Source organism: Mesorhizobium sp. M0659 (genome assembly GCF_040320605.1).
Lineage (GTDB): Bacteria > Pseudomonadota > Alphaproteobacteria > Rhizobiales > Rhizobiaceae > Mesorhizobium.
Genome location: NZ_JAMYPY010000005.1, coordinates 137,464 through 163,014 on the forward strand (window position 1 = coordinate 137,464; position 25,551 = coordinate 163,014).

A 25,551-nucleotide genomic window follows, 5' to 3' on the forward strand; every position below is an offset into this window, starting at 1 on the left:
AAATAAGCGACTTGGTTCTGGCCCCGTATCATGACAGCGCCGTTTTCTTGAGTTTTCCCGTGTCCGTCATCGGCAGGTTCGCCACAACGACGATGGATTTCGGGACCATGAAGTTTTCCAGACGCTTCTGGCACTCCTTCTGCAGTTCCCTTTCGCCAATGGCTCTTCCATGCTCCATCACCACAAAAGCTTTCACCGCTTGCCCGAGGAGCTCGTCGGGAACACCGATGACAGCCGCTTCTCGGACTCCTGGAATGTCCATCAGTACGTTTTCCACTTCCCTTGGCGCCACCTTCTCGCCTCGCGACTTTATGATCTCATCCCCACGGCCAACGAAGTAGAGGTAACCCTCCGTATCCATCCGGCAGTAGTCGCCGGTGTATAGGACCTGCTCGCCGGGCAGCGGGCCGGGTTTGAGTTTCCTGGCCGTTGCCTCGGGCTTGCCCCAATACCCGTTCATCACCGTTGCGCCGCGAATGACGAGTTGGCCGACAACGCCTGGGCCTATCCGCCTGTCATGCTCGTCAACGATCCACATCTCCGTATTCGGGATTGCGATCCCTACGCTCAATGGCTTTCGCTCGAGGTCCTCTGGCGGCAAATAGGTGCAACGTTTGCATTCGGTGAGACCGTACATCGAATAGATGCGTGCACCCGAAAACAGCTCGCGAAGCATGAAAATATGCTTGAGGGGTAGGGCTGCCGCAGTGTTTGTGACGTAGCGGATGCTCGAGAAATCCTGGTCTTTGAGGGACCTGAGTTCGGAGAGTGCGGCAAAGATTGTGGGCACGCCGGGAAAGCCCGTAACTCCCTCCTGCCTGATCAACCCGAGGATCTGTGCCGGGAAAGCGAACGAGCGTTCGAGCACCAGCCGGGCGCCGGTACGAAAAGCCATGATCATCTGGTACAGTCCATAATCGAAGGCGAGGGGTAGGACATTGAGGATCACCTCGTCCTCGGCAATCGCCAGGTAGGAAGCGACAGACGCGCACGCGGCCATCATGTTTCTGTGCGTCAGCATCACGCCCTTGGGTTCGCCCGTCGACCCGGACGTGTAGATGATGGCTGCCAGATCAACATCGATGCACTGCCGTGCCGGCGGCGTATCGGCGCCATTGGCGAGGGCGGCGTCCCAGCGCACGGCAAACGGCAGCTGGGCGAGTTCGACGTCGTCGATAGGTCCCGATACGATCACCCGCAGAAGTGACGGGCAGCCGCGCGCCGGCTCGCGGAAGATCGCTTGCAGATGGCCGTCCGTGATGAGCGCCGTCGGCCGGCAGTCGTTGAGCAGATAATCGAGCTTGTCGCTCTTGGTGAGCGGGTTGACGATGCACACCACCGCATTCGCCTTTAGCACCGCCCAGAAGCTAACCACCGTCTCGACGGTGTTGTCGGCGAAGATCATCACGCGGTCACCGCGAACGACTCCGGATGCGGACAGGTCCCAGGCGATCGCGTTGGCTCGCGTTTCGAGTTCGAGGTAGGTGACACGCTGCCTGTTGCACACCAGCGCCACCTTACTTCCGTGTCGGACGGCGGAATGGGCGAGGTAGTCATGCAGCAGTGGTACGGCATCATGCAACATACAGGCGCTCTTCCCGATGTTCGCAGTCGACGTCGACGCTGAGCGTGCATTCGAGCGTTGCACTGGGACAACCCGCGACGAACTGCTGATGAAGAAGTTGGGTCGACAACACGCCGACCAGCGCCATGTTGTCGGCATTGGACAGGTCGCCATCGCCAGTTCTGGCCTGGCATTTGGCAAGCAGGTGCGTGACCGCCTTTGGATCGAAGACATTCGCCTCGCGCAGGGCCGTCTGCGAAACCGCCTCGCGAGCGTAATCCGGAGCGTCTGCGCCGACGAAGCAAAGCGCGTTGGGCGCACGGAAGGGCTGCTTCTTGCGGGCTATGATCTCGGAGGGCAGGATGGGTGCCGCCATGCGCTTCAGCACGTGCTTCTCATCGAGGCCGCGGAGTTTGAAGGAGGGCGGCAGCGAATTCGCGAGCCTCACAAGTTCATCGTCCAGGAACGGGAAGCGGCCCTCGACGGAGTGAGCCATCAGCATCCTGTCGCCTTGCGAGGAGAGCAGATAGCCCGACATCAGTGTTTGGACCTCGAGATACTGGTCCTGCGCAAGAGGGCCCCAACGGGCAAACTGCGCGGGCAGACGGGCGAGCAACTCGGACACGGCGTCGCGGCCCTGCGTTTGAGCGCGCATGTCGGTCGTAAACAAGCGCTTGATGGCCCTGGTGGTTTGCCAGCGCGTTTCATGAGCAAAGCCCGGCGCGTCGTAAGCCTGAATATTTCGCCCGAAGAACTGACGCGCCATCGCCTGCTGTTGCACCGGCGAGCGGGTGAGATAGGGGTAAAGGCGTTCCAGGAGCCGAGAGCGGCGTGTCGATGTCGGGTGGCGCCCCCAGAAGCGGCGGACCTTGCCTTCGCGGAACAGGTCGTAGCCGGCGAACATTTCGTCAGCGCCTTCGCCGGTCAGCACGACCTTGATGCCACGCTCGCGCACCAGGCGCGAGAGCAGGAAGAGCGGCGCCGGGGCAGTCCTCAGTATCGGGCGCTCGGTGTGTTGGATTACCTCCGGAAAGATTCCGGCGATATCTCTGCGCGAAACGACCACTTCATGGTGCTCACTGCCGATCGTCTCGGCAACCATTCGCTGGAAGCGGGTCTCGTCATATTCGGCGTCGGCAAAACGCAAGGAGAAGGTTTGGAAGCGATCGCCCGCGAAGCGCCTCGCGAGCGCGGCCACAAGCGAACTGTCCAGCCCTCCGGAGAGGTAGCACCCGACAGGCACGTCGGCGCGCACCATTCTGAGCGCCGTCGCGGCCTCAAGAGCGCTAGACACGCGGTCCACCGCGTCGTTGGAGGACCCGGGGAACTCGCCCTGCCGCGATCCGAAATTGTCGGGATAGGAAGGCTGCCAAAAAATCCGCTCACGAACGGTGCCATCCTGATAGATGCGGACACGACCCGGCTCGAGTTCGTTGATTCCGTGGAAAACTCCTTGCGGCGGAACGACCGTCCAGAGCGTGAACGTCTGATCGATGCCGGCGGGATCAAAGGCGCGAGGGATGGTTCGATCGGCCGCGAAAATGGCTTTCACTTCGCTGGCGAAATAAAGCCGGTGCGCATGCTCGCTGAAATACAGCGGGCAAATGCCGAAGCGGTCGCGCGACAATACGAGACGATTGGCCACTGAATCCCAGATCGCAATTGCCCATTGGCCGTTCATCCGCTCGAAGGCCGTTTCTCCCCACTCACGATAGGCGTGCAGCGCGACCTCCGTGTCGCTGCGGGTTCGGAAGCGGTGGCCGAGTGCCGTGAGTTTTTCACGCAATTCGACGTAGTTGAATATCTCGCCGTTGAACACGATCCACGTCGTATCGCCTGTATCCGCCATCGGCTGCTGGCCACTGGAAAGATCGACGATGGACAGGCGCACATGCGCCAGCCCCGCGCGTCTGTCCCGGTAGAGACCGCGCCCGTCGGGACCGCGATGCGCCAGCGCGCCCATCATCTGCATCAGCGCCTGCCGCGAAGGAGAAGCCGCTGTGGCATTCAGCGCCACGATTCCAGCGATGCCGCACATGCTCGGTCAATCTCCGCCTTCCGCGGACAGCAAAGGCCGCGCGTGAAGATAGTGGGCCGCCCTTCGTTTCGCTTCGATGTCCTTGAACACTTTCTGAAGCTGGGGCTCGGTGAGGCCAGCAACCGCCGCGAGCTCATTGCTGGCGACCCCGTGGTTCAGGCCGTAGAGGCATAGATCCATCAGGTGATAGGGCAGCGCGAAATAGAATTCTTCCTGGCTTTGGGCCATGGAAAAAGTGTCGGTGGTCGGTGGCCGCCGCCGGATTTCATCATCCACCTCGAGATATTCCGCGAGTTGATAAACCTGGGTTTTGTAAAGGTGAACGATCGGCATCACGTCGGCGGCTCCGTCGCCCTGCTTGACAAAAAAGCCCTGGTCGTACTCGAGGCGATTTGGAGTGCCGACAACCGCGTATTTGAGGCGGTCGGCGTGATAGTATTCCGTCATCTTGCGCAGGCGCTGCTTGTAGTTTGTCGCAGCAACGATCTGCAGATAGGCAGCTGGCGGCAGACGCACGGTATCTACTTTACCCTGCGGATCCTGGACCGTGAGGCGGGTTATATTGAGCCCGCTGCTCTCCAGAACCGACGCGATCACCAGCTTGCATTTCCACCCTTCCCCATAATCGGGAACGACGGTCTGGATCGCCTCGATCTGCCGGCGGTAGGCCCCAATGGCCTCCAGTGCCGGTGCTATGTCCTCAAGGACGCTTTCGATGCCAAGCTGTGCCGCGACGCGGCGGCCAAGTCTCAGGGAGTCACCGGAAGAATCCCGCTCCGGCATGAACAGTCCCAGGACCTTGTCTTTCCCGAACGCGCGCATGCACAAGGTCGCGACGACGGAGCTGTCGATACCGCCGGAAAGACCGACAACCACGCCGCGACGATGCAGGGTGCCGAGAACCTGAGTGCGCAAGGTGTCAACGATGCGATCGACCTCCGCGCCGGCATCGAGCGCCAGCATGTCCTTGCTGAATTCCGGAATTATGTCGATGACAAGTCCTCCCTTTTGCGAGATTCGGCGGGGGAATAGGTCTGCACGATGGCCGTCTCGATAAGCGGACGGTTGGTGGCAAGGTTTGGTTCGACGACAAGGTCGATGTGGCTGCCCTTGATCGAAATGACATCCAGGTGTGCCAAGACGCTGTCCCAGCCCAAGGCCCGCGGCATTCCCTCTCTGCGACATCGGAACAAGGTACCGGAGAGGGGCAGAGCCGGTTTCGGTGCCTCAAGCCACTGGAAGAATGACTTCGCCCTTAAAACCTCCTGCAGTTCCAGTTTGGTCCTGAAGATCGTCGGGTTGAACTCTCCATTGGCAAATCTGTCTAGAATCCTGGCCAGACGCGCTTCGCCGCCCACGGCGACGGTGATCTTCGCAAGGGCTCTGCAAGCCATCCGGTGCGCGGATATGCGGTTGGTGCGAATACGATAGAACGTACGGGTAAGTGTCTCCCCGTGGTTGCTCGGCTCGTGCAGGAGGCTCGTGTCGAGGATGCCCAGGAACCGCACCGTTCGCCCGGCCTTCATGAGCCGTGCGGCAACCTCGAATGCAACCGCGCCACCCAGAGAATGGCCGAGAAGTCGCACGGGGCCCGCAGGTTGGATGCGGCTTATCTGCTCGAGTGCGGCGCCAGCCATGGCGCTTAGGCTGTTGTGTCCGTCCAGTATCGCCGCAAGGCTCGGATATCGGATCGGGCTTACACGGGCGACTTTCGCCATGGCGGCTGCGAACGCAGCCAGGCTCGGACCATAGCCAACGGACCCTGGAAACAGGAAAAGAACCGGGGGGTGGTGCTTCTTTTCGCGCCCTTCGCCCAACCGTGCAGAGACGACCGCCTCAACCATCTCGTCCAAGCTCATGCCCACGGTGAATGCCTCGAGGCCCAGCTCTTGCCCGATGGCGTTTTCGATCGCCATGACGCAGTGCAGCAGCTGCAGCGAATCTCCTCCAGCATCATCCCAGTTTCCCGTGGCAGTGCCTGTGTTGAGAACCTGCGTCCACGCGTGCTGCACTATTTGACGCGTGTCCTTTGCTCCTCCGGCGGGCGGAGCATCGAGAGTGGACGACCGGGCGGCTCGCGCCCTCCTTCCGTGCGAACGATCTATCTCGGCCAGTGTTGCCAAATCGACCTTACCTCCCGACAGGCGTGGGATTGCGTCAACGGTGTGCAATCGCAAGGGACGCAATGGTGCCGGCAAGGTCATTCTGAGGAGCTGGCGAAGGTCGTCTGCAAAAGCGCCGCCTGCGAAGCGCTGGGGAACCGCGAAGGCGATGAGTTCCTGCGCGGCCGTTACCATCACCACGGCATCCGCCACCGAAGGCGCGCAACGCAAGACCCGTTCGAGTTCGGCGGGCTCGATGCGTCGACCATTGATCTTGATCTGGCGCCCTTTGCGGCCGACGATCCTCAAGATGCCATCATCGTCGAGCCGAACGAGGTCCCCGGTCGAAAAAAGCCGAGCCTCGGGATCGTCGGGGTCCGGCTGCGCGGGAACGACCACACCGTTCTCCCAATGACCGAGCAGGACATAGCGGCTTTTGATCAGAAGCTCTCCACTTTCGCCTGGCCCTACATTGCGCTCCGCTTCGTCGACGATAGCGAATGCCATACCAGGGAGCAGCCTGCCGACGGGAACCGACGCGTCTTGCTCGGGCCAGTCAGGCGGCAAGAACCATTGCGAACCGATGGTTTCAGTCGATGAGTAACCGACCTGGATCAGGCACTGGTCCGAAACGGCTTTGCGCAGCAAAGCGATGTCCGTCCATGACACTTTCTCCCCACCGATCCGGGCCACTCTGAGCGGCCAGGAAGCGTCGGCGGGCGCCTCAGCCAGGAGGGCTCGAAGCAGTGCCGGCACAAGATAGGCGATCGTCACACCTTCGGACTGCAATCGAGCGCGCGTAGCGCGCAGGCCGACAGCCTCCACCTCGAGAAGATGCAACGTGGCGCCCGTCAGCAGCGCCGCAAAGATCTCCCGGCAACCGGCGATCGTGGCTGGCCCGGTCAGCGGCAGGAAAACGTCATCCGCGCTGATATGGCACGCATCGACATATTGCCGGACCCGCCATAGCAGGCTTCGTTGGCTGTTGACGATTCCCTTGGGGCGCCCGGTGCTACCTGAAGTGTAAAGCACCAATGCAGGCGCATCGACCGAAACGATAGGGTGCTTATGCTGCTGTTCCGGGTGTTGATCGTTGGGCGCCACGGCGGCGGCAATATCGATCCAGACGATCTCCTGGGCCAATTCGACCGGGCGAACATTTTCGGCGCCTATAATTGCGCCGAGCCGCGCGGCACTGACTATATCGAAAATGCGAGAGGCGGGATCTCTTGTGTTGAGCGGAACCGAAGGCCGTCCCGCCGTCATGGTCGCCAACATCGCCACAGGATACCAAGCGGAGTTTGCTTGCAGGATGCCGATGGCCTGCCCTTCGGGGACGACGGCACCGATATGAGTTGCCAGCGTCTCGACCGCCCGGAAAAGCTCAGAAAAAGTCAGGCGGTTGGCGCCGTCGCTGATTGCGAGCTTGTCAGGATACCGCCTGGCGACATCTCCAAGGTGATCGAAGATTGGAATGTCCGCAAATTTGGCACCCATCTGTCGGTAACGGCGCCAGACTGGCCCCCCTTGGTCAAGATCATATTCGGGAACGACTGACCACCTTCGGGTGGGTCGCAGATCCACCTGTAGGTTTTGATTTGCCACTTCCGAATGCAAACACACTGAGGACATTCAGGGCCCCGCCAAGCTGACGGTCGAACATCGCTCGCCGCGGAGATCTTTTCATCAATCATTCGGATGATGCCTCGATCTTGCCTAGCCAGCGCTTCCCGAGCGTCCTTCAGATGTTTTGCCATTTGTGTCCAGCGCCGGTCGTTTTTCCTTGCAAGCTCCGTGGAGCGCAAGACGGCTTGCCCAGGCGAACGGATGCGATCGGCATCTCCGCTAGAATCCGGGCTCGGTGCCCAGATTCACTGACTGGAACAATCATTCAAATGAACGTTGGTGTGATCTGAAATCCGGCTAAGCTTGATCGGTAGGGGAATGACTGCTCGTTCGGAGACGAGAGCATATGATCATCGAGTTGTTTGGGCCGCCTGGCGCGGGTAAAACCACGCTGCTTCGCGGCCTCTGCCAAGGGCTGGCGAGACACGGCATCAATGTGAAGACAGTAAATGGGTATCGCCTGATTGAACCTGGATCGGTTCAGGATGACGCTCCGGAAATCCGCCACGGCATAGGGCGAATTGGCAAGAAGATTGCCACATCCGGTCCTATCTTGCTGTCGACCTTGCCGAAGGACAGTGTCGCGGCCCGGCTTCTGGCATCAATCCCTCTTCGAAGCCGCGTGTGGTCATGGCGAATGAAGGTCGACATCGCCCAACTGTGCCAGTCCTGGCGCCAAGCGCGGGAGTCGCCCGGTTGCTTCATCTTCGAAGAGGGCATGATTCAGGCTTTGTGTGCGCTGGGTGTGCTGGCTAGAACTCCAAGCCTCGACGCGGTCCGCAAGTGCCTTGCGTTCCTGCCGCGGCCGGATCTCGTTGTGCAACTCGACGCGCCGCAGGAAACGTTACGCCGCCGTCTTGTGGATAGGCATGCGCAGCAACCGCTCCTCGAGGTTATGCTGTTCGAACTTGGCGTGGACAAAGGATTAAGGCAGGCCGAAATCTCAAGAGAGGTCGGCGAGTGCCTGCGCCAGGACCGATGGCCCTTGATACAAGTCAATGGTGCTGAACCTCACGACGTGGACGGGGTCGTCGCGCGCGTTCTGGGAGAGCATGTTGGTCATGCTACCCCCAGGCTGGCCCATGACCTATGATCCATGACACATTTATGCATTTGGCGCCAAGCCGGGCAGCATCTGCCGCCAAAGCGCGCAATCATGTCGAATCGTGCTGATCGAGCACTTCGAGCATGGTCGTCAACATGCTTCCGACTTCCTCAGAGATTTCCTCGGGGCGGATTCCCGCTCTGATGGCATCCGCCGTTGCTTGGTCCGCAAGTTTCGCCGCAAGAACCGGATCGGCCTTGGTGTAGAGTGGGATCTTGTCCTCTACCCATTTCTGCAGGAATTCGATGCCGCGCGCGCTCATACCAAGTACAAGCTCGGCGGGGCTTCTTGGTTCCGTCAGCCATATTCAAGAACGTCAGACCATCTCGCTCAGGCTGACGTTCCCACGGTCACGTCACGATGAACGAGGACGCCGTCAGAGCCAGATGTGGCGATAGAGTGGCAAATTGGATCTGATGTGCGCCGCCCGAGCCGTCGCTGTCAAAGGAAAGCGCGCCGGTCGTGCTGTTATAGACGATGTGATCGCCGCTGTCGTGCGCGGCCCTGCCGGCGTAGAACGCCGAAGAGGGAAGGGTGCCGGTATGCAGGCCGGCAAACACAGTGTGGTCGAGTTGGATCTTGTCGTGGCCCACTTTGAAATCGGTGACCTTGTCGATATTGCCGACCTTGAGAGCCGAATCGAAGACAAAGACGTCGTTGCCGCCATGTCCGGTCAGAACGTCTCTCCCACCACCGCCGTTGATAGTGTTGCTCCCGGAATTGCCATCGATGGTTTGGGCGAATTCGTTTCCCGTGAGCTTGATAGCGGCAGTTCCCAATTTGCTGGTGGTCGCAAGATGCTCGACCTGCGAGCCGGCCGACAGCGCGTAGCTCACCGATGCCAGCACGCTGTCGTTGCCGCTGTGCCGCAGTTCCACCACCTTGTCGCCGGCGTTGTTGACATAGTAGGTGTCGTTGTAGCCGCGGCCCATCATCGTGTCCGCGCCAGCGGTGCCGCGAAGCACATCCGCGCTACCCGTGCCGTAGAAAATGTGATCGCCGGTGCTGGTCGGAGGGACACTTGTGGGCGGAGGCGCTGTGCTGGTAGGCGGCGGCGTCGGTTCGCTGGCCGAAGGACCGCTTGCGGTGCTCTGGTTGTGTTGAAGGAACAGAGCCTGCAGCGTCGGCGAGCTCTCAAGCGCCGTGTCGCCCTGTTGAGAACCCCAAGCATAGGCATAGTCGAAGGCCGGCGAAGGCGCTACCTTGGCCCAGTGGTCCAACATGGTCTTTTCCTGAGCAACGCTGGGCAGGACATAGCGACCGCCCGTGTCGGTCGTCCAGTCGCCGCCGCCGAAGGTCTGATACACGGGAACGACCTGACTGAGCGGGATGCCCGAGGCGACGGCCGCCGCCACAGTCCTGTCGATCATGTTGTAGTCAATCGTGCTTGTTCCGGTCCGTACCGGGTAGGGATCCAAGCCGTAATAGTCGATATGCGTGTTGGCAGGATTGAAGGTGTTTGAAAAGTCGGGGTTAGCGGAAGACCCCATGTTCATCATTGTTATGAAGGTCTTGGCGCCGGGCAGGTGGCTGTGGATCCAGTCTGACTCCGCCTTCAGATCAGCGGCGGTGGCATAAGTTCCCCATTTGCCGGTCGGGTCCGGCTCATCGACGAGGAAGAAGCCAAACACTTTCGGATTGCCGATGAAGGGCGTGACCTTCTGGATAAAGGAGGAGGTTGCACCATCTGCTTCATTGAGCCACACCAGGCCTTTCTGGCCGGCCGGCAAGGCGTTGAGCTGGTCCAAGGAAGATACATCAACAAGATTGAATCCGGCTTTCGCGACCTCGGAGGCCGACCCGCCCGAGGCGTAATGGAGTGTTGTCATTGACATACCCTTCGTCCGATTCGGTAGGCGCCCCACACCTGCCTAGGGAAAGGATCCATTAGCGACAAATCAAATACCGGCGTCCCTTGATAGAATCTTTGATCATGGTCCGGAAAACACAACAGCCTCGATGCTACGCTTGCGTCAGAGGTTTGTAGATGATCCAAGTATGTCGGGCGCTCAAGCCTGCAACGAAAGCATTGCAGCGAAGTCTGCCGGAGCGCTTGCGCATTTGCAGTGGCGGCAATCGGCCAATGCGCGCTTCGGTTGCGCGAGCCACCGCCCAAATGCGCGCTTCCGCAGGATTTATTCGAGCTCAGACCGCAAAGGAACCGCGTCCTCGCGAAGCCTCCCATTGCAGCCGCTCGATGCTCCTCAACGCGGTCGCCTAGCCGCGGGAAGATGCGGCTGGTGGGTCCGACCATATCCAGAGACCGGGTGAAAGCCTGTTTCCAGACGAAGCGGTCGGGAGAACTGGCGGTGCGAGTCATCACACCGCCTGGTCGCGATGTTGATCCGGCGAGAGAAGGCGGGCGGAAGTTGCTTTGAACGCGGCGCGCGGACCTTTCGAACACAGCCCTTTTCTATATCCGGCCCGCCGTGTTGTACGCGAAGATGTCGTCCTTGCACCGTCAGACCGGATGAATCCAACTCACTGACCGAGGCGACAGCGGTTGTGGCTGCATTGCCGCATCGTTGATCAGCTTGCTTCATGCAAACAGACGAGGACAGCACGAAAGCGTGCTCCTAGCGTGGGACTGGCTGTTGTGTGTTCAGGGGCGATGAAACCGGCCATGGAAACCGCGGATAGGATCAGCTGTTTTAAGCGATTGGGATCGCATCCAGGAGCGACAGGATGAGTCCGCATCTGGTTTGCGTTGGAGGCGAGGATCATAGACTAAGAATCCCGTTCCTTTTGGCGCTTCGCGAAAGGGGTTTTCAAGTCACTGCCGTTTCGAGTGATCTCGGAGCCGCCTTCTCACCCCATGGCATTGCCCATCGCCGATTTGGGTTCGACCGCTTTGGCAGCGGCGGTGCAGAATGGGGTGCTGTCAGCGCGATCCGTGAACTGATGTCCGAACTGCGTCCGGACATCATTCAAAGTTTCGACACCAAGCCCAATATCCTAACTCCACTGGCGGTGCGCGGGCACGTTCCCGTCGTTCGCACCATCAACGGGCTTGGTTGGACATTCTCGTCGCGGGAGCCGCGGGCCCTGGCATTGCGTCCTTTCTTTTGCGGCCTTCAGGGGGTGGCGTCTCGTTGGACAGCCATGACCGTCTTCCAGAATAGTGATGATCAGGCCTTCTTCGAGCGCTACCGGCTGGTGGCTCGCGGCAAAGGGCGACTGATCCGGAGTTCTGGCATCGACCCCGATGCATTCTCGATGGCAAGGTATCGTGGTCCTTCGGCTGCCACGATGCGCGAGGAACTTGGCCTTCAATCGGCCCAGGTCATAATATTTGTCGGCCGGCTCACGCGGCAGAAGGGGATTCCAACCCTCATCGAGGCGGTTCCTCGCGTTATCCGCGAGAGGCCCAACGCGCGTTTCGTACTTGTCGGCCCGCAAGACTCCGAAGGTCCGTTTGCCGTCAGCAGAGCCGATATCGAGCGCCATGTTCCCCACGTTGTCGCATTGGGGCCAAGGCGCGACATTCCAGCCCTCCTTGGGATGGCGGATCTGTTTGCGTTTCCGACGCAATATCGCGAGGGAATTCCGCGTGTCCTGCTGGAGGCGGGATTGTCCGGATTACCGATCGTCGCCTCGAACATGCCGGGCTGCAACGATGTGGTTGAGGATGGCTGGAACGGCTATCTCGTGGCGCCGCGCGATGCGGATGGCTTGGCCTCCCGGATAGTCGATATTCTTTCCGACCCCGCCCGTGGCAAGACCATGGGGAGCCGTTCCGTCGGATTCGTGCGGGAGCGGTTCTCGTTGGCGTGGGTCATCGACCAGTATTGCGACCTGTACAAGACAATCCTGGGTGGCAGATATCGCAGCAGGCTTGTTCAAGCTGCGCAGGCGAATCCGAGGGAAGAGGCGGTGCCGAGCCCCCATCGACTGGGCGAGGCGCGGCAATGATGCGTGATGCGCTTCTGGCCTTCGGCGTCGCGATGTCCTACGCGGCGCAACTCAGCATCCCAGGGCTGCCCTTCGGCTACAGCGAACTATGCCTCACGCTCTGGATAATGCTGTCGATGACGCGAATCCTTGCTGGCGGCCAACTGGAGGTTACGCCGGCCCTGGCCAAGCTTGGGCTTTTCTGGCTGATCCTGGCGCTTGCCATGGGCGTGGGTTACATCATCGGTTTTCTGACAACCACGTTGTTCCTGGATCCGTTGTTGCACGACACGCTGGCCTATGTGCTGTTGGCGTGCGTCACCTGTCTGGCCGCTGCGGAGCCCAACGCGTCTTTCCGTTTGCGTCGTATCGCCTGGTGGATGGTTGCTATCGCGAATGCGGGCTTCATCATTCAGGTAGGGCTTGGCTTCGGCTGGCTCCATCAGGCTGGGGTCGAGCCCTGGTACTGGGACCGCTTCTGCGGATGGTCCGACAATCCGAACCAGCTTGCGCTCTACTGCGCCCTACTCGGTCCACTGGCCTTGCATCTTGCCACAACCACCAGCAATAAATGGGGAAGATGCCTTGCCCTATGCAGCCTCATATTCACCGTTTACGTCGGAAGGCTGACAAAAAGCGATACCTACCTTTATACCACGGTCCTGGCTTGTCTGATCCTTCTCGGGCTGCGGGTCCGGGCCTGGCTGACGAGCGACGGCAATAAGGCGAGCCTTTCAAGGCAGCTTGCCGTCCTGATGGCCGTTGGCTTCCTGCCGCTGGCCCTGTCTATAGCGCCCTATGCCCTCAGCGAGGCCTCCAGCGCCGAAGACTTCGCCAAGAGCCTGACCAAAGACAAGGGCGGGGAAGCGACTGCCCAAACCGCGGCGCTTCGCCTCTACCTCTGGAATGCAGCCTTGGAAAAGGGGGCACGATCGGGATCGCTTGGACTGGGTCCGGGCCCGCACCTAGATAGTCCGCCCGTGGTCAATCAACAGTTTTTGCCGCGGCCCTTCGAGGCGCACAGCACCATCCTGGATCTCTACACTCAGGGCGGCCTGATTTCGGTTCTAGCCCTGATGTGGATCTTCGGCTCGGCTGCGTTGTCCGCCTGGCGGGCGAAGCTGGACGCTCTGGTGGCGCTCGTGGCATCGATCGCCGTTTTCAGTGCTCCGCATTTGGTCATCCGCCATCCGATCGTGTGGTTCTGTCTGACCCTCTGCCTTGCCGCTGGGACGCCGGAAGCGATCCCCGCGATTGTTCGCCAGAGGAGATGCTAGAATGTGTGGGATCGCCGGAATTTTGTTGGCGCCCGATGCAGCCAACGCAAGTGCGCTCAGGGCCATCGGACCGATGGCGACGGCGCTTCGTCATCGCGGACCTGACGGTGAGGCCTTCTGGGTGAGCCGTGAAGGGGGAGTAGCCTTCGGCCACCGGCGACTGGCCATCGTCGACCTGTCCGAAGCGGGTCGCCAGCCAATGCTCTCCGCGAGCGGTCGGTATGTCATCACCTTCAATGGCGAGATATACAATTTTCGCGATCTGCGCCGTGAACTGGAAGGGGCGGGCCATCATTTCCGCGGCGCCAGCGACACGGAGGTCATGCTGTGCGCAATCGAAAGCTGGGGCCTTGATTCAGCCCTCGCGCGCTTCGCTGGCATGTTTGCTTTTGGGCTGTGGGACCTGAAGAACCGAACGCTTCAGCTTGCCCGCGACCGAATGGGGAAGAAGCCACTCTATGTCGCCTTGACACGTGATGCGCTCGTCTTCGCCTCGGAGTTGAAGGCGATCACTTGCTTCCCAGGCTTCACCCCGGAACTCGATGTCGATGCGGCGACGACAATGGTTTCCAAAGGCTGGGTGCCGGATGACCGTTGCATTTGGCAGGGCGTGTTCAAGCTGCCACCTGGATCAGTCCTGTCGGTCACTGCGGCCCAATTCGCCAACGCCCGAGGCACCGGTTCGCTTGCGCATCGCATTCACCCTTGGTGGTCGCTGGCCGATGTCGCCTGCAAGGGACAGCGCGATCCGATAGCTGCCAGCGACGAGGACCTCGCAACCGAGCTCGACAGCCTGCTCCGCCTGGCCGTCAAGGAACGAATGATTGCAGATGTGCCGCTGGGCGCCTTTCTGTCGGGCGGAATCGACAGCTCGACTGTCGTCGCGCTGATGCAGGCACAGTCCCGAAACCCCGTTCGTACGTTCACCATAGCGTTCGGCGAAGGTGGGTTTGATGAAGCTCCCCATGCGGCCGCGGTGGCTCGGCATCTGGGCACCGATCATACGGAACTTCATCTCTCGCCGGCCGCCGCGCTTGAGGTCATTCCGGAGCTGCCCCGGATTTGGGACGAGCCGTTTGCCGATGAATCGCAGATACCGACGCTGCTGGTGTCGCGGCTCGCGCGGCAACATGTAACCGTGGCCCTTTCAGGCGATGGTGGCGACGAGTGCTTCGCAGGCTATTCTCGACACTTCCTGGCAGCCCGCCTCACAAAGCAGCATGAGCTGCCATTGTCATTTCGCCGGCTGTTGGCATCGGGGGCTGGGTTGCTGGCCCAAGCCTCTCAGAAAGATATCTTCGGCAATCTGCCGCTTTCATCGAATATGCGGCATGGCTTGCGCGGTGACCGCCTGGCTCGCCTTGCCCGCCTGCTCGCGGCGCGAGATGAGGACGAACTCCTTCTGCAACTGACCAAATCTTCAGCCAACGACCTTGTTCATCGCAAGCCGTCGACAGCACCTACCGACACGACAAAGCTCGACGGCCTGCTCTCGCGGCTCCTATTCGCCGACATGACAGGCTACCTACCGGGCGACATTTTGGTGAAGCTCGATCGAGCCACTATGGCCAACAGCCTCGAGGGGCGATGCCCGATCCTGGACCATCGCGTCGTTGAATTCGCCTGGCGCTTGCCAGCCCGTGCCAAAGTCCGAAACGGGAAGGGCAAATGGTTGCTTCGCCGACTGCTTGATCGTTATGTACCACGCCGACTGGTCGACCGGCCCAAGCAAGGTTTCGACGTTCCGGTCGGGACTTGGTTGAAAGGGCCCTTGCGCGGCTGGGCAACCGATATCATTGCCACGATCGGCCGCTCCGGGGACGGGGTCATCGACCGTGAGAAGGTCGACGCATGCTGGCGCAATCATCTGCATGGAAGCCAAGATAATTTCCGCGACCTGTGGCCGGTGCTCATGTTTCAGGCGTGGCGCAACGAAGCCATGCGGCCATCGACGGTCGCCACGCACCCTTCTTACCATATCGAACTGACAGGGGATTGAGATGGAAGGTTCCATAGCCAACCGCGCCCGGCGTCCGCGCGCCAAGCAGATGGAAGCTGGGACACTTGAAACCAATCTGCGCTTGATGCGGCCGCCACGCGAGCCAACGCAATCGTCACCCTTCCACCAGCTCGTCATCATCCTGACGACGCGAAAATGGTTCTTGCTTGCCATGGCCCTTCTGGGCGGCATCCTGGCCGGACTGGCAGGCTTCACCCGCCCGGTGCTGTTCGAGGCAACGACGCAGGTCATTATCGACGCCCCGAGCAGCAGTGCTTCGGGTGGCGTGGCATCCGCCCAGGACTCGCTGGAATCGAACATCGATGATCATCTGACGATGCTCTCCTCGCAAGGCCACCTGCGTCGGGTCCTGGCAGCACTGCGCAAAGCCCAACCAGTCGACGGTAACGGAAAGAGCGTCGTCAATGCCGTCCCGCCCGCGGCTGGCTCGTTCCTCATCGACCTCCTGAACAGGGCCTGGAGACAGGATAAGACAGTGGCGGAAAATCCGGACGCAGCGGACGCGCCCGAGCTGAAGGCGCTACGCAAGGGAATGAGGGTCGGACAAGAGCTGCGATCACGCGTCATCACCATCGGCTTCACCGATCCAAGTCCGGCGCGTGCGGCACTTGTCGCGAACACGTTTGCCCAGGTCTACATTCAAGATCTGGTACAAAAAAGCCGGGCATCGGATCAGGTTAATCTGGATTCGATAGTCGCCAGCCTTCCGCAAGTACAAAGGGATCTTGTCGAAGCGACAGATCGGCTGGAGACATACCGGCTCACGCATGGCGCCGTCGATCAGACTGCGGCCAACAACGCAGCCAGTGAGACAGCGGAACTCGGCCGGCAGATATTCCTATCGAAAGCCAGTCTTTCCGCGTCGGAAGCGCGCCTTCGCCGTATTGAGGACCTGCGCAAGGCGGGCGCCCCGGTCACGGCCATCGCTGAAGAAATCGGGTCGCCCGTGTTGACGGACCTGGTGACACGCCAGTCGGGTGCCGCCGCCGACGGCGATCTGCGCAACGCGATCGCCCGCGAAATGGAGCAAAGCGTTGCCCGAATCGCTGCCGAGGCAAATGTCTACCGGTCCCAGGCTACGGCTCTTGAAAGTCGCAAAGCGATGCTCGACGCGGCCGTGGCCGACACGGCGAGCCAACTTTCGGGGCTGCGTTCCCTTGAGCCTCGGGTAGCCATCGTGACGCAGCATTACAACGAACTCCTGAGCCGGCAGCAGGACTTGACACGTCGCATCGCCGCTCCTTCCCCAGGCGTAGCGGTCCTTTCGACCGCCTGGCCGCCGTCGACCCCCATGACATTGTCGCCAATTTTCCTGATTCCCCCCGGCATGGTCGTCTTTGGTCTCATGGGGGCGGTCATTGTCCTAGTCCGCAACGGTTTCAACCAAACCTTGCGCAGTGAAGCCGAAGCCGAGGCCGAGCTTGGGGTCCCGTGCGTAGGACTGCTTCCCAGGGTTGCGGGACTTAACGCCAGAAAGCTACGGCATCTGGTTCTGAGCCAGCAGAACTTGCCGTTCAGCCGCGCCGTGACTTCGCTGCTCGTCACTGCGGCGCCAACTCAGGGGAAGGGGCAGCCGCCGCATATCATTCTCGTGACGTCCAGCATCCAGGACGATGCGAAGACCGAGTTGGCATGGAGCCTGGCGCTGGCGGCAACGCGGCTGGGAGGAAGAGTGCTTTTCCTCGATCTCGATCGCAAGGATGTACGGCTCACGAACGGGTTTCGTGGTGAATTCAGCACCGACAAGGCCCGGAACTCCTTCGGCGACTATGTGAATGAACGTTGCGTGCTGAAGGATGCAATCACGAGGATGCCGGAAATCGGTATCGACCTCATGGCCGCTCCAGCACCTTCCGATGATCTCCTGACGCTTCTGTCCACCGTCGACAAATGCCAGTTCACCGAGGAGCTGCGTTCGGCCTACGACGTGGTCATCATGAACGGTCCCCTGGGCCTCGGGGGGCCTGAAACCAGGCTGCTTAAGCGCTGGGCCGATTCGGTGCTTTTTGCCGTTCGCTGGGCAAGGACGAGGCGCAGCATTGCCCGTGGTGCTCTGGATGCAATAGGGGCCGGCGGATCCGCCACCGTTCCAGTAGGGAGTGTGCTCACCCGGGTGAACCTGAAGAGGCTAGCCGGCTCCAGGCTCGGAGACAACGCCGATCTTCTGTTGGAGAGGGTTTGAAGATGCGTCTGCGATCTTCAACAGAATCTCCAGGGAGCGATCGCGTCCCTAAATCGAGCCAGCTACACGATGATCATTGAATTTTTCGGACCTCCAGGATCCGGCAAAACAACCTTCGCACATGCGCTTGCGCAGCAGCTGCGCGGGAAAGGCTATCACGCCAAGGTCGCCCTCAGCTACAAGCCAAGCACCAGGGCCGCCAAATATGATCTCGGAATCTTTCTGTTCATATCACGGATCGTATCGGCGATATTTTCAACAGCCAGAATATTGCTTTTTTCGGCAGGGCGAGCCGATGATATTTCCAATTCCTTTGCAATGGTGAGGATGATACCGCCAAAAAACCGAATATGGCGCGCGCGAATCTGGCGATACATCCTGCACCTTTCGCGTTGCTGGAAGTCTGCGGAGCAATCGCCCGAAATTACGATTTTCGATCAAGGATATGTTCAAGCGATTGGTTCGCTTGCGATGTTCAATGGGAGCACCAACCCCAGAACGCTGGAAAAGGCGCTCAGCCTCGCACCGGCGGCCGATCTCACCATCAGGCTCTTGGTGCCAGCTGCGGTCGTGGAAAGTCGCCTTCGTAGGCGGATGGAGCTTGAGCCGCCGGCGGAACGGATTTTCGAGGCCGACTTGAACGTGAACATGCGCTCGTTCGCCGTTTTTGAAGCGATGCATGACCTCCTGACAACATCTGGCCGGGAAATCATCTCCGTCGAATACACCGATGGTCCATCGACCTTTAAAAGTATTTGTCGGATTGAGAGACAAATACTTTCTGCATTGTCGCGCTTCGATAGGGCGGTCGGCGAAAAGCAAATTGAGTTGCCATCTCATCGCGCAGACGTAACAACTGGTTCAGCAACCACACCGCCGCGCAACAAGGACATGGGATCGCGGCTCGCTTGGGCAAGCATCTTCGCCTTGTTGATCTATATTGGTGGCGCTGGTTTGACCAGTCTTGCCCAGTTGGCAATTGCACGCCTTATCGGACCTCACAACTACGGCATCTATTCCTACGTTCAGGCTTGGACGTCAGTGCTCGCCTATCTGGCAACGCTTGGCTTTAATGTATCATTGTTGCGTTTCCTCCCGGCCTATAGGGCCAGTGGCAGGCTTGATCTGGCCCGCGGGGTGATAAGATTTGCGCTGCAGAGATCGCTGATAGCGGCAACCTTGTTCGGGATGATCGGCGCTGCGTCAGTCCTGTTCCTTTCAGATCCAACGGAAAGAGGGCTTGAGACAAGCATCGTGCTCGGCATGATGGCTGTGCCCTTGGTTACCGCCTATGCTCTCGGAGCCACGCTTGTGCGTGCTTTCGGCGGCGTTGTCTCGGCGTTGTTGCCGGAGCGCATCATGCGAGACGGGCTCCTGCTCGTGTTGGTAGCCCTCCTGGCATTGTCGGGATTTCGAACAGTGGATGCGCCCTCGGTGACGCTGGCGGTGCTTGTGAGTTCCGCTTTCACAGCGGCCCTGGTGTTCATCATCGCGAGGAGGTTTGAACCACCCGACCTGGGACACGCCAAGCCAAGTTACGCCTCGAGGGAATGGTGGCTTGCCGTCCCCCCGCTCATGCTCATCACCGGGCTCGATGTTTTCGTCAGTCGGGCAGGAGTCCTGGTTTTGGGCTGGACAAGCCATATTGCTGAAGCGGGTATTTTCGCGCTGGCCTTGAATGTCGCGATGCTCGTAGGCCTGTCCCGTATCGCCGTGGCAACCATGTTTTCGCCAACAGCAGCCGATCTCTACGTCAGAGGCGATCGCAGAGGCCTACAACAGCTGTTCGCGCGCGCAACCCTGCTTTCTGCTGGCGGTGCCATCCTGGTGGCCGTCCCGATGATGGTGATCGTCGAGCCGTTCTTGAGCTATTTCGGTGAGGGTTATAGCGCGGGAGCGCCGATCGCACGGGTTCTGATTTTGGGATATGTCTTTGTCGCGCTGTGCGGGCCCCAACAGAATCTCCTGACCATGACTGGAAATGAATGGGCTGCGGCAACGACGATGGTAGCGGGTGCTGTGGCCAATATAATTGCCTGTGCAGCCGGAGTTGCGGTGTACGGCCTGCTTGGCGCTGCGGTGGGTGTGGCACTTGCACTGAGCATCTGGAGCATTGCCATGGCCGTCTATATCCGCAAGCGACTGAAAATCATGCCAGGCTTGGTTTTTGCCTTGCTGTCGATGAGGCCGAGCGCGGTCGATGCCCGTCAATGGCATTGGTTCTTGAGGGCGAGCAAATGAGAGCACTGTTTTGGCTACGGTGATCGCCGTCGTTCGGGCAGGAAGTCACGAAGCCCGGATCGCACAAAGGCCATAGGGCTGCACAGACGCTTCGGCGTATCTCTGTTCCGGACACCCGCGCGGGCAGCCGATACTTCGCGGGCTGTGTCCGTCATTTGAAGGATGCATCAGTTTCGGAGGCGCCCCAGGGTGTGCTCACAATCTGCGGAGCATCCATGGAACAAGCCCGAATGGCGAGCGCCTCGGCGCCTGCAGTGCGCCGTCGCTCGGAGAGATCGACGCCTGTCGAGCGCAGCCAACGCGAAACCCTCACCCAGGTCCAGGTCCTGCGCGCCCTCGCGGCTAGTTCGGTCGCGCTGCGACACGCCCAGCATGATGCGGCCACCCTGGAATTACAGGCCGGCCGCACCTTTCAGAGCTGGAATCCGATACCATGGAGCGCTGGAGTCGATATTTTCTTCGTGATTTCCGGCCTTATCATGGTGCATACGTCGCGACAGCTGTTCGCAAAGCCCGGGGGCGCGCGTCTCTTCATTTCCCGCCGGATCGCGCGAATTGTCCCGCTATATTGGGCGCTCACCTCGCTCTACATTGCGGTAGCGGTGGCCGCCCCAAATCTTCTCAACCAGAGCTACGTCGATTTCAGGTTTGTAGTCGAATCCTACTTATTCGTTCCGGCCAGTCGCCCTGACGGCGTCGTTCAGCCGGTCTACGAGTTGGGTTGGACGCTCAATTATGAGATGCTGTTTTACGTGCTGTTCACGGCGACGATCGTGCTGCCCATGCGGTGGGCAGTTACGGTCCTGCTCACGATCCTGGTTGGGATGGTGCTCTTGGGCGCTCTTGCGGCTCCTTTGCCAGAGCCTTGGGGTTTCTGGACCAATCCGATCATCCTCGAATTCGCTTTCGGCGCGATGATCGGGGTCATGTGCGCCTCGGGCCTGCGGCCTTCCGGCCCAATCAGGGCCTGTGTCGCCGCAACGGGACTGGGTGCCCTGATGCTTGCGGCGGCGTTTCCCGATATCTCGGCCGGCCTTGGTCGCCCTGTCGTGTATGGCATTCCGGCGTCTCTAATTGTTTGGAGTGCTGCCCTGGCAGAGCCGGGTAAACTGAGGCATGACAGCCTGGCGGCGAGGTGGGCCGCTGGCGTTGGCGATGCGTCATACGCTCTTTACCTCATGCATCCATTCGTGATCCGCGCCATGCGCATAATTTTCTGGCGTACAGGCTTGATCTTTGTACTCGGCCCGTGGGCTTTCATCGGTTCGGCCTTGGCGATAACCCTGGGCGTGGCATTTATCACCCACCGTCTGTTCGAGAAGCCGCTCACCCGCTATGCGCGGCGCCTTTTGGGGGTCGGGCACAGCACAGGGCGGCAGCTTGGGTCCCTTCCATTGCCGGCGTATCCCAAGACAGATTGAAGGCGAGCCGCGACCCTGCCACACCAAGGAAATGCCGCTGTTGTGCTCACTATGCCGTTGCCGTAAGGCCGGCTGGTCGCACCTGTCCGACGGGGCATGCATGGAATTCCCGATACCATTCCACGAAACGTTGCACGCCGTCCTCCAGTGTTGTCGCCGGTGCGAAGCCAACGGCGCGGCGGAGGTCCCTGACATCGGCGCGGGTTTCCAGGACGTCACCTGGTGGTAAAGGTACGTTGACGCGAAGGGCGCGGCGGCCAAGGGCCGTCTCGATGAGCGCGATCAGATGGTTGATTTCTTCAGGCCGATCATTGCCGATATTGTAGAGCCGATACGGCGCCGAGCTGGTGGCAGGATCGGCAGCGCGACCGTCCCAATCGGGATCCTGACACGGTGGTTTGGCGAGCACGCGAACAACCCCCTCTACGATGTCGTCGATATAGGTGAAATCCCGCCATACGCGCCCGGCATTGGCGATTTCGATCGTTCGGCCCTCGGCGATGGCATGGGTGAAAGTATAGACAGCCATGTCGGGCCTGCCCCAGGGACCATAGACGGTGAAGAAGCGCAGTCCGGTTACGGGCAAGCCGAACAGATGGCTGTAGGAATGCGCCATGCATTCGTTGGCGGCCTTGGTGGCGGCGTAGAAGCTCACCGGATGATTGGCACCATGATGTTCGGAGAAGGGTATGCGTCGATTGGCGCCATATACGGAGCTCGACGAGGCATAAACGAGATGGCTGACGCCGGCGTGTCGGCAGCCCTCCAGAACGTTGAGAAATGCGACAATGTTTGACTCCACATAGGCATGCGGGTCGACGAGCGAATGACGCACCCCGGCCTGGGCGGCCAGATGCACGAAGAGCGATGGCTGGAATTCGCAGAACAGCGCTTTCACCAGCGACCGGTCCGCCAGGTCGAAGCGCATCGGCGTGAACCTCGGCTCGGCGCAGAGCCGTGTAAATCGCGCCTCCTTCAGCTTCAGGTCGTAGTAAGGCGTGAAGTTGTCGACGCCGATGACCTCGGCGCCGAGCCGCAAAAGGCGTGACGCAACATGAAATCCGATGAACCCAGCGGCGCCCGTGACGATGATCGGCCCCGTGTGCGTAAGGTTCGACGCAGCACCATCCTGCAGCGCGTGAACGATATCCGCCAGCTTGTTGACCTTCGAATCTGCTTCGGCCATGGCAAGTCACTCCCGTTTCCAGGTTCCGCGTTCTGCGCTATCTCGGCAGCGCCTTGAACGATCGGAAATGGCGCCGCCGGCCTTGTGATCTACGCGACAGCGCGCTCAATGCGGGCCGCCGCTGTCCGAATCAAAGCGGATGCAGACAGCAGTCGATTTCTCATGGCAAAACCGAAATGCGCCCCAAAAGAGCCACTAGTTCCGCCTGACGCCTCGTGTCGGTCTTGGCGAACAGTGAGGCAAGCTGAGAGCGGATAGTCGTGCGACTGAGATGCCAACTGCGGGCGATCTCCAGGGGCGCGTCGCCATGGGCGAGGCGTAGCGCCAACTGCGTTTCCGCGCTGGTCAAACCGAACATCCTTTGCAACGTGCGAGGGTTGGCCGCCGATTTGTTATCCCGGTCCAGCAATGCGACCACGGTTGTCCCGTCCGGTGTAACGACGCCCGTCTCGTTCATGGTCACCGGCCTGTCGCCTCTGCTGTGGATCACTACCCATGAGAGTGAGCCCGGCTGGAGGTGGACCGGAACATTCGCGACCAGCCGCCTCAACCCGGCGGCAAGCTCGACGGCTGTATCAGTTGCTTCGCCCTGGCGTGCGAGGGTGTCCCGAGCGGCAGCGTTCCATTCTATTACTTTCTTGTCTCGGTCCAGGACGAGATAGCCGCAACCCATACGATCAAGCATGCCGGTGATGGATTCCAGGCTGCGTCGTCGAGATCCGCCGACCCTTGCGTCCGGTCGGTCCACAAGGCTTATCGGCCGTTCGTGGCGGGTATCGTTCAATACAATGTATTGCCTGCCTGCGAGCGTATCGTTTCGCGTTTCAATCAGTGTCATCGCTTCCACCCAACCCATTGCTACTGACGCAAATCAAATCGGTTGAAGTTGCTGCTTCAACTTGAATTTCCACATACTGCGAGAAATCTGCGAATGGTTTTTCCGCAGCGTCTCTTGGATATACCTTTCTGAAGAGCGCTCCTGACACATGATTTTATTCGCCGGCAAAGTCATGGCAATCGGGCATTGGGATTAGGTGCCACCCCTTCGGCCTAGTCTCGACGGACTAGACCGAAAGTTGTAGTCTTTGCGCATGGGTGCGGACCTGCGCTGGCTCAAATCGAATGTGTCGAGCACTACGTTGGCTCATCTAGCTTCGCTGTTGGTGTTTGCAGCATCGATAGCATTCGAGGCGATAAGTACGGTATATGGCGGCCAGCCGTTGCCGCTTGTTGCGTTTATCCCCATAACCGTTGTCATCGTGTATCTTGAGGGCCGTTTTGTTGCCATCGCAGCAACGCTTCTGATGGCGGTCGCCGGCTTGTGGATGCGACACCTGCTGGACGGTCACCTCACTGGTGGAGACTGGACCGGGGCCGTCTTCCTCCTGGGTTCGGGTAGCCTGATCGCAGCTGTGTTCCACCGCCTGCGACAAGATCTGCACGGTGCGCTCAGGGTGGCAGAAGCGAGGCTCGCTGCCATCGACGCTGCCGCCTTGGGCTTTGCTAATACCAATCGCCATGGCGAACTGCTGCAGTCGAACAGACGGCTTTTGGAGATGACCGGCTACGCGCACAAGGAACTTGCCCAACTCGAGTTGCAGGAACTCATTGTCCCCGACGATCGAGGTACTGTGCGGAAACTTTTGGAAGATTTGGGCAATGGGACCGCGTCTGCGACGGATATCCGCGTTTTGCGCAAGGATGGCACGGCATTCTGGGCTCACCTGGCCCTGTCTTCGTCGCGGCCGGACGAGGCGCCAAATGAGAGCGTATTCGTGGTGGTTGACGATATTTCCGAGCGACAAGCGGCACGCGAGGCCCTTCGGGCTCAGAAGGAATGGCTTGATCTCGCCGTGTCTGCCGGGCGCCTGGGAACATGGCAAATAGACATTGACGATGGGACAGTCGCCGGCTCGAGCAAGTTCTGGGACATTCTTGGTCTGCCTCCGGCCCCAGTCCGCCGCTTGGAAGAACTCTCGGCTGTAATCCATCCCGTCGACTGGCCGAAGCTGTCCGCCTCGGCAAAGCCTTCATCGGCATTGAACTATGACGTCGAGATCCGTGTCCGGCAAGTGGATGGTCACACACGCTGGATTGCTTTGCGTGGACGGCAGGAAGAGCACGGCGACCGCAAAATGCGCATCGGGGTGGCGGCGGATCTGACCGAACGTCGACAAACAACTTTGCTTCGCGCCGCCGTAAAGAGACGCGAGCGCATAATGCGCGAAGAGCGCCATCGGTTTAGCAATGTGTTTCCAGTGATCAGAGCTCTGGTCAACATGATCGATATTCCCGACAATGACGTTGCCAAATACAAGGAGATGTTGATCGATTGGATTCGAACGCTGGAGGCGACCCATCGCATCCTTTCTCGTCACGCCAACCTGTCAGGGATGCTCCATGAGCTCGTGGACCGGGAATTGCAGCCCTTCAAGGAGACACGCGACATAACGATCAGTGGACCTTCCCTCACTGTGCCAAGCGGCGCCGCCGAGGGCTTGGCGATGATCCTTCACGAGTTGACGACAAACTCGGTGAAACATGGTGCGCTGGGTGACCCGAATGGCAGGGTCGAAGTTAAGTGGCGATTTGCATCCGAGGACGAAGGTGACGACCTCGTGTTCGATTGGGTGGAATCGGGCCGACGGAAGAGTTCAAAAGTCGTACGCCGCGGGTTCGGGTCACTGATAATCGGTGTGGACAGCACGCCGCTTGTCGGTCATTCCCCGAATATGGAAATAACCGAAGATGGCCTTCGATATTCGCTGCGTGTATCGCGCAAAGAAATTGAGGAATTTGGATTGCAATAGAGCCCCTCCAAGTCGAAGCCGAATTGGCCAATTAACGGATGGTGTGGGCCCTTTGCTGCGATTTCCTGCAAGCAAACTCGGGCCGGTT

The 25,551-nt window shown here is 60.0% G+C and carries 16 protein-coding genes; 8 read left to right on the forward strand and 8 right to left on the reverse strand.

What is annotated here, in order from left to right; all coding sequences use genetic code 11:
* Window positions 1-28 precede the first annotated feature (28 nt).
* Genes NKI31_RS10465 through NKI31_RS10480 form a run of 4 tightly spaced genes read right to left on the reverse strand, consistent with a single transcriptional unit; the run spans window position 29 to window position 7,336 of the window.
* Window positions 29-1,585, reverse strand: coding sequence for a class I adenylate-forming enzyme family protein (locus NKI31_RS10465; protein WP_023830100.1), 1,557 nt, complete (start codon window positions 1,583-1,585; stop codon window positions 29-31).
* Complete coding sequence (gene asnB, locus NKI31_RS10470; protein WP_023817746.1) at window positions 1,575-3,602, reverse strand: asparagine synthase (glutamine-hydrolyzing); 2,028 nt, start codon at window positions 3,600-3,602, stop codon at window positions 1,575-1,577. The genes NKI31_RS10465 and asnB (NKI31_RS10470) overlap by 11 nt, the downstream gene beginning before the upstream one ends.
* Window positions 3,603-3,608: 6 nt before the next feature.
* Window positions 3,609-4,595: an NAD(+) synthase gene (nadE, locus tag NKI31_RS10475; protein ID WP_502899118.1), complete on the reverse strand. Its 987-nt coding sequence runs from the start codon at window positions 4,593-4,595 to the stop codon at window positions 3,609-3,611.
* Window positions 4,586-7,336, reverse strand: a complete 2,751-nt coding sequence (locus tag NKI31_RS10480) for a non-ribosomal peptide synthetase (RefSeq protein WP_023817750.1) — start codon at window positions 7,334-7,336, stop codon at window positions 4,586-4,588. Before NKI31_RS10480 ends, nadE begins: the two co-directional genes overlap by 10 nt.
* 340 nt (window positions 7,337-7,676) lie before the next feature.
* On the opposite strand from NKI31_RS10480, the gene NKI31_RS10485 reads away from it, so the two are divergent.
* A complete protein-coding gene (locus NKI31_RS10485; protein WP_023817751.1) occupies window positions 7,677-8,423 on the forward strand; it encodes an AAA family ATPase in 747 nt (248 codons plus the stop codon).
* 61 nt (window positions 8,424-8,484) lie between these two features.
* Here NKI31_RS10485 and NKI31_RS10490 read toward each other — a convergent pair whose 3' ends face one another.
* Both NKI31_RS10490 and NKI31_RS10495 read right to left on the reverse strand, forming a co-directional pair.
* Window positions 8,485-8,697, reverse strand: coding sequence for a DUF768 domain-containing protein (locus NKI31_RS10490; protein WP_023817752.1), 213 nt, complete (start codon window positions 8,695-8,697; stop codon window positions 8,485-8,487).
* An 88-nt stretch (window positions 8,698-8,785) separates the two neighbouring features.
* Window positions 8,786-10,264, reverse strand: a complete 1,479-nt coding sequence (locus NKI31_RS10495) for a M10 family metallopeptidase C-terminal domain-containing protein (RefSeq protein ID WP_023817753.1) — start codon at window positions 10,262-10,264, stop codon at window positions 8,786-8,788.
* Window positions 10,265-11,120: 856 nt separating this feature from the next.
* On the opposite strand from NKI31_RS10495, the gene NKI31_RS10500 reads away from it, so the two are divergent.
* From NKI31_RS10500 to NKI31_RS10525, 6 genes are all read left to right on the forward strand, one after another.
* The gene (locus NKI31_RS10500; RefSeq protein WP_352651456.1) at window positions 11,121-12,347 is read left to right on the forward strand and encodes a glycosyltransferase family 4 protein; all 1,227 of its coding nucleotides are present in this window, start codon (window positions 11,121-11,123) and stop codon (window positions 12,345-12,347) included.
* A complete protein-coding gene (locus tag NKI31_RS10505) occupies window positions 12,344-13,603 on the forward strand; it encodes an O-antigen ligase family protein (protein WP_023681031.1) in 1,260 nt (419 codons plus the stop codon). The genes NKI31_RS10500 and NKI31_RS10505 overlap by 4 nt, the downstream gene beginning before the upstream one ends.
* A 1-nt stretch (window position 13,604) precedes the next feature.
* Entirely contained in the window at window positions 13,605-15,602 is a 1,998-nt protein-coding gene (asnB, locus tag NKI31_RS10510; protein WP_023741167.1) for an asparagine synthase (glutamine-hydrolyzing), read from the forward strand.
* A gap of 1 nt (window position 15,603) precedes the next feature.
* Complete coding sequence (locus tag NKI31_RS10515) at window positions 15,604-17,805, forward strand: GumC family protein (RefSeq protein ID WP_352651457.1); 2,202 nt, start codon at window positions 15,604-15,606, stop codon at window positions 17,803-17,805.
* 69 nt (window positions 17,806-17,874) lie between these two features.
* The gene (locus NKI31_RS10520) at window positions 17,875-20,046 is read left to right on the forward strand and encodes a polysaccharide biosynthesis C-terminal domain-containing protein (protein ID WP_352651458.1); all 2,172 of its coding nucleotides are present in this window, start codon (window positions 17,875-17,877) and stop codon (window positions 20,044-20,046) included.
* A 215-nt stretch (window positions 20,047-20,261) separates the two neighbouring features.
* A complete protein-coding gene (locus NKI31_RS10525; protein WP_050589855.1) occupies window positions 20,262-21,467 on the forward strand; it encodes an acyltransferase family protein in 1,206 nt (401 codons plus the stop codon).
* A 49-nt stretch (window positions 21,468-21,516) separates the two neighbouring features.
* Here the strand turns inward: NKI31_RS10525 and NKI31_RS10530 are convergent, their stop codons facing one another.
* Window positions 21,517-22,653 carry an NAD-dependent epimerase/dehydratase family protein gene (locus NKI31_RS10530; RefSeq protein WP_352651459.1) on the reverse strand — a complete coding sequence of 379 codons (1,137 nt, stop codon included), beginning with the start codon at window positions 22,651-22,653 and terminating at the stop codon, window positions 21,517-21,519.
* 160 nt (window positions 22,654-22,813) lie between these two features.
* Window positions 22,814-23,491 (reverse strand): helix-turn-helix transcriptional regulator, encoded by a 678-nt coding sequence (locus tag NKI31_RS10535; RefSeq protein ID WP_023706589.1) that lies wholly within the window; start codon window positions 23,489-23,491, stop codon window positions 22,814-22,816.
* A gap of 253 nt (window positions 23,492-23,744) precedes the next feature.
* Between NKI31_RS10535 and NKI31_RS10540 the strand changes: the two genes are divergently transcribed.
* Window positions 23,745-25,463, forward strand: a complete 1,719-nt coding sequence (locus NKI31_RS10540; RefSeq protein ID WP_352651460.1) for a sensor histidine kinase — start codon at window positions 23,745-23,747, stop codon at window positions 25,461-25,463.
* Window positions 25,464-25,551: the final 88 nt, after the last annotated feature.

Excerpts from the sequence above, each read along its gene's own strand:
- asnB (WP_023741167.1), top strand. The coding sequence starts at position 13,605 with ATGTGTGGGATCGCCGGAATTTTGTTGGCGCCCGATGCAGCCAACGCA.
- NKI31_RS10490 (WP_023817752.1), bottom strand. The coding sequence starts at position 8,697 with ATGAGCGCGCGCGGCATCGAATTCCTGCAGAAATGGGTAGAGGACAAG.
- NKI31_RS10530 (WP_352651459.1), bottom strand. The coding sequence starts at position 22,653 with ATGGCCGAAGCAGATTCGAAGGTCAACAAGCTGGCGGATATCGTTCAC.
- NKI31_RS10505 (WP_023681031.1), top strand. The coding sequence starts at position 12,344 with ATGATGCGTGATGCGCTTCTGGCCTTCGGCGTCGCGATGTCCTACGCG.
- NKI31_RS10535 (WP_023706589.1), bottom strand. The coding sequence starts at position 23,491 with ATGACACTGATTGAAACGCGAAACGATACGCTCGCAGGCAGGCAATAC.
- asnB (WP_023817746.1), bottom strand. The coding sequence starts at position 3,602 with ATGTGCGGCATCGCTGGAATCGTGGCGCTGAATGCCACAGCGGCTTCT.
- NKI31_RS10525 (WP_050589855.1), top strand. The coding sequence starts at position 20,262 with ATGGAACAAGCCCGAATGGCGAGCGCCTCGGCGCCTGCAGTGCGCCGT.
- NKI31_RS10500 (WP_352651456.1), top strand. The coding sequence starts at position 11,121 with ATGAGTCCGCATCTGGTTTGCGTTGGAGGCGAGGATCATAGACTAAGA.
- NKI31_RS10540 (WP_352651460.1), top strand. The coding sequence starts at position 23,745 with ATGGGTGCGGACCTGCGCTGGCTCAAATCGAATGTGTCGAGCACTACG.
- NKI31_RS10520 (WP_352651458.1), top strand. The coding sequence starts at position 17,875 with ATGATCATTGAATTTTTCGGACCTCCAGGATCCGGCAAAACAACCTTC.
- NKI31_RS10495 (WP_023817753.1), bottom strand. The coding sequence starts at position 10,264 with ATGACAACACTCCATTACGCCTCGGGCGGGTCGGCCTCCGAGGTCGCG.
- NKI31_RS10485 (WP_023817751.1), top strand. The coding sequence starts at position 7,677 with ATGATCATCGAGTTGTTTGGGCCGCCTGGCGCGGGTAAAACCACGCTG.
- NKI31_RS10480 (WP_023817750.1), bottom strand. The coding sequence starts at position 7,336 with ATGTCCTCAGTGTGTTTGCATTCGGAAGTGGCAAATCAAAACCTACAG.
- NKI31_RS10465 (WP_023830100.1), bottom strand. The coding sequence starts at position 1,585 with ATGTTGCATGATGCCGTACCACTGCTGCATGACTACCTCGCCCATTCC.
- NKI31_RS10515 (WP_352651457.1), top strand. The coding sequence starts at position 15,604 with ATGGAAGGTTCCATAGCCAACCGCGCCCGGCGTCCGCGCGCCAAGCAG.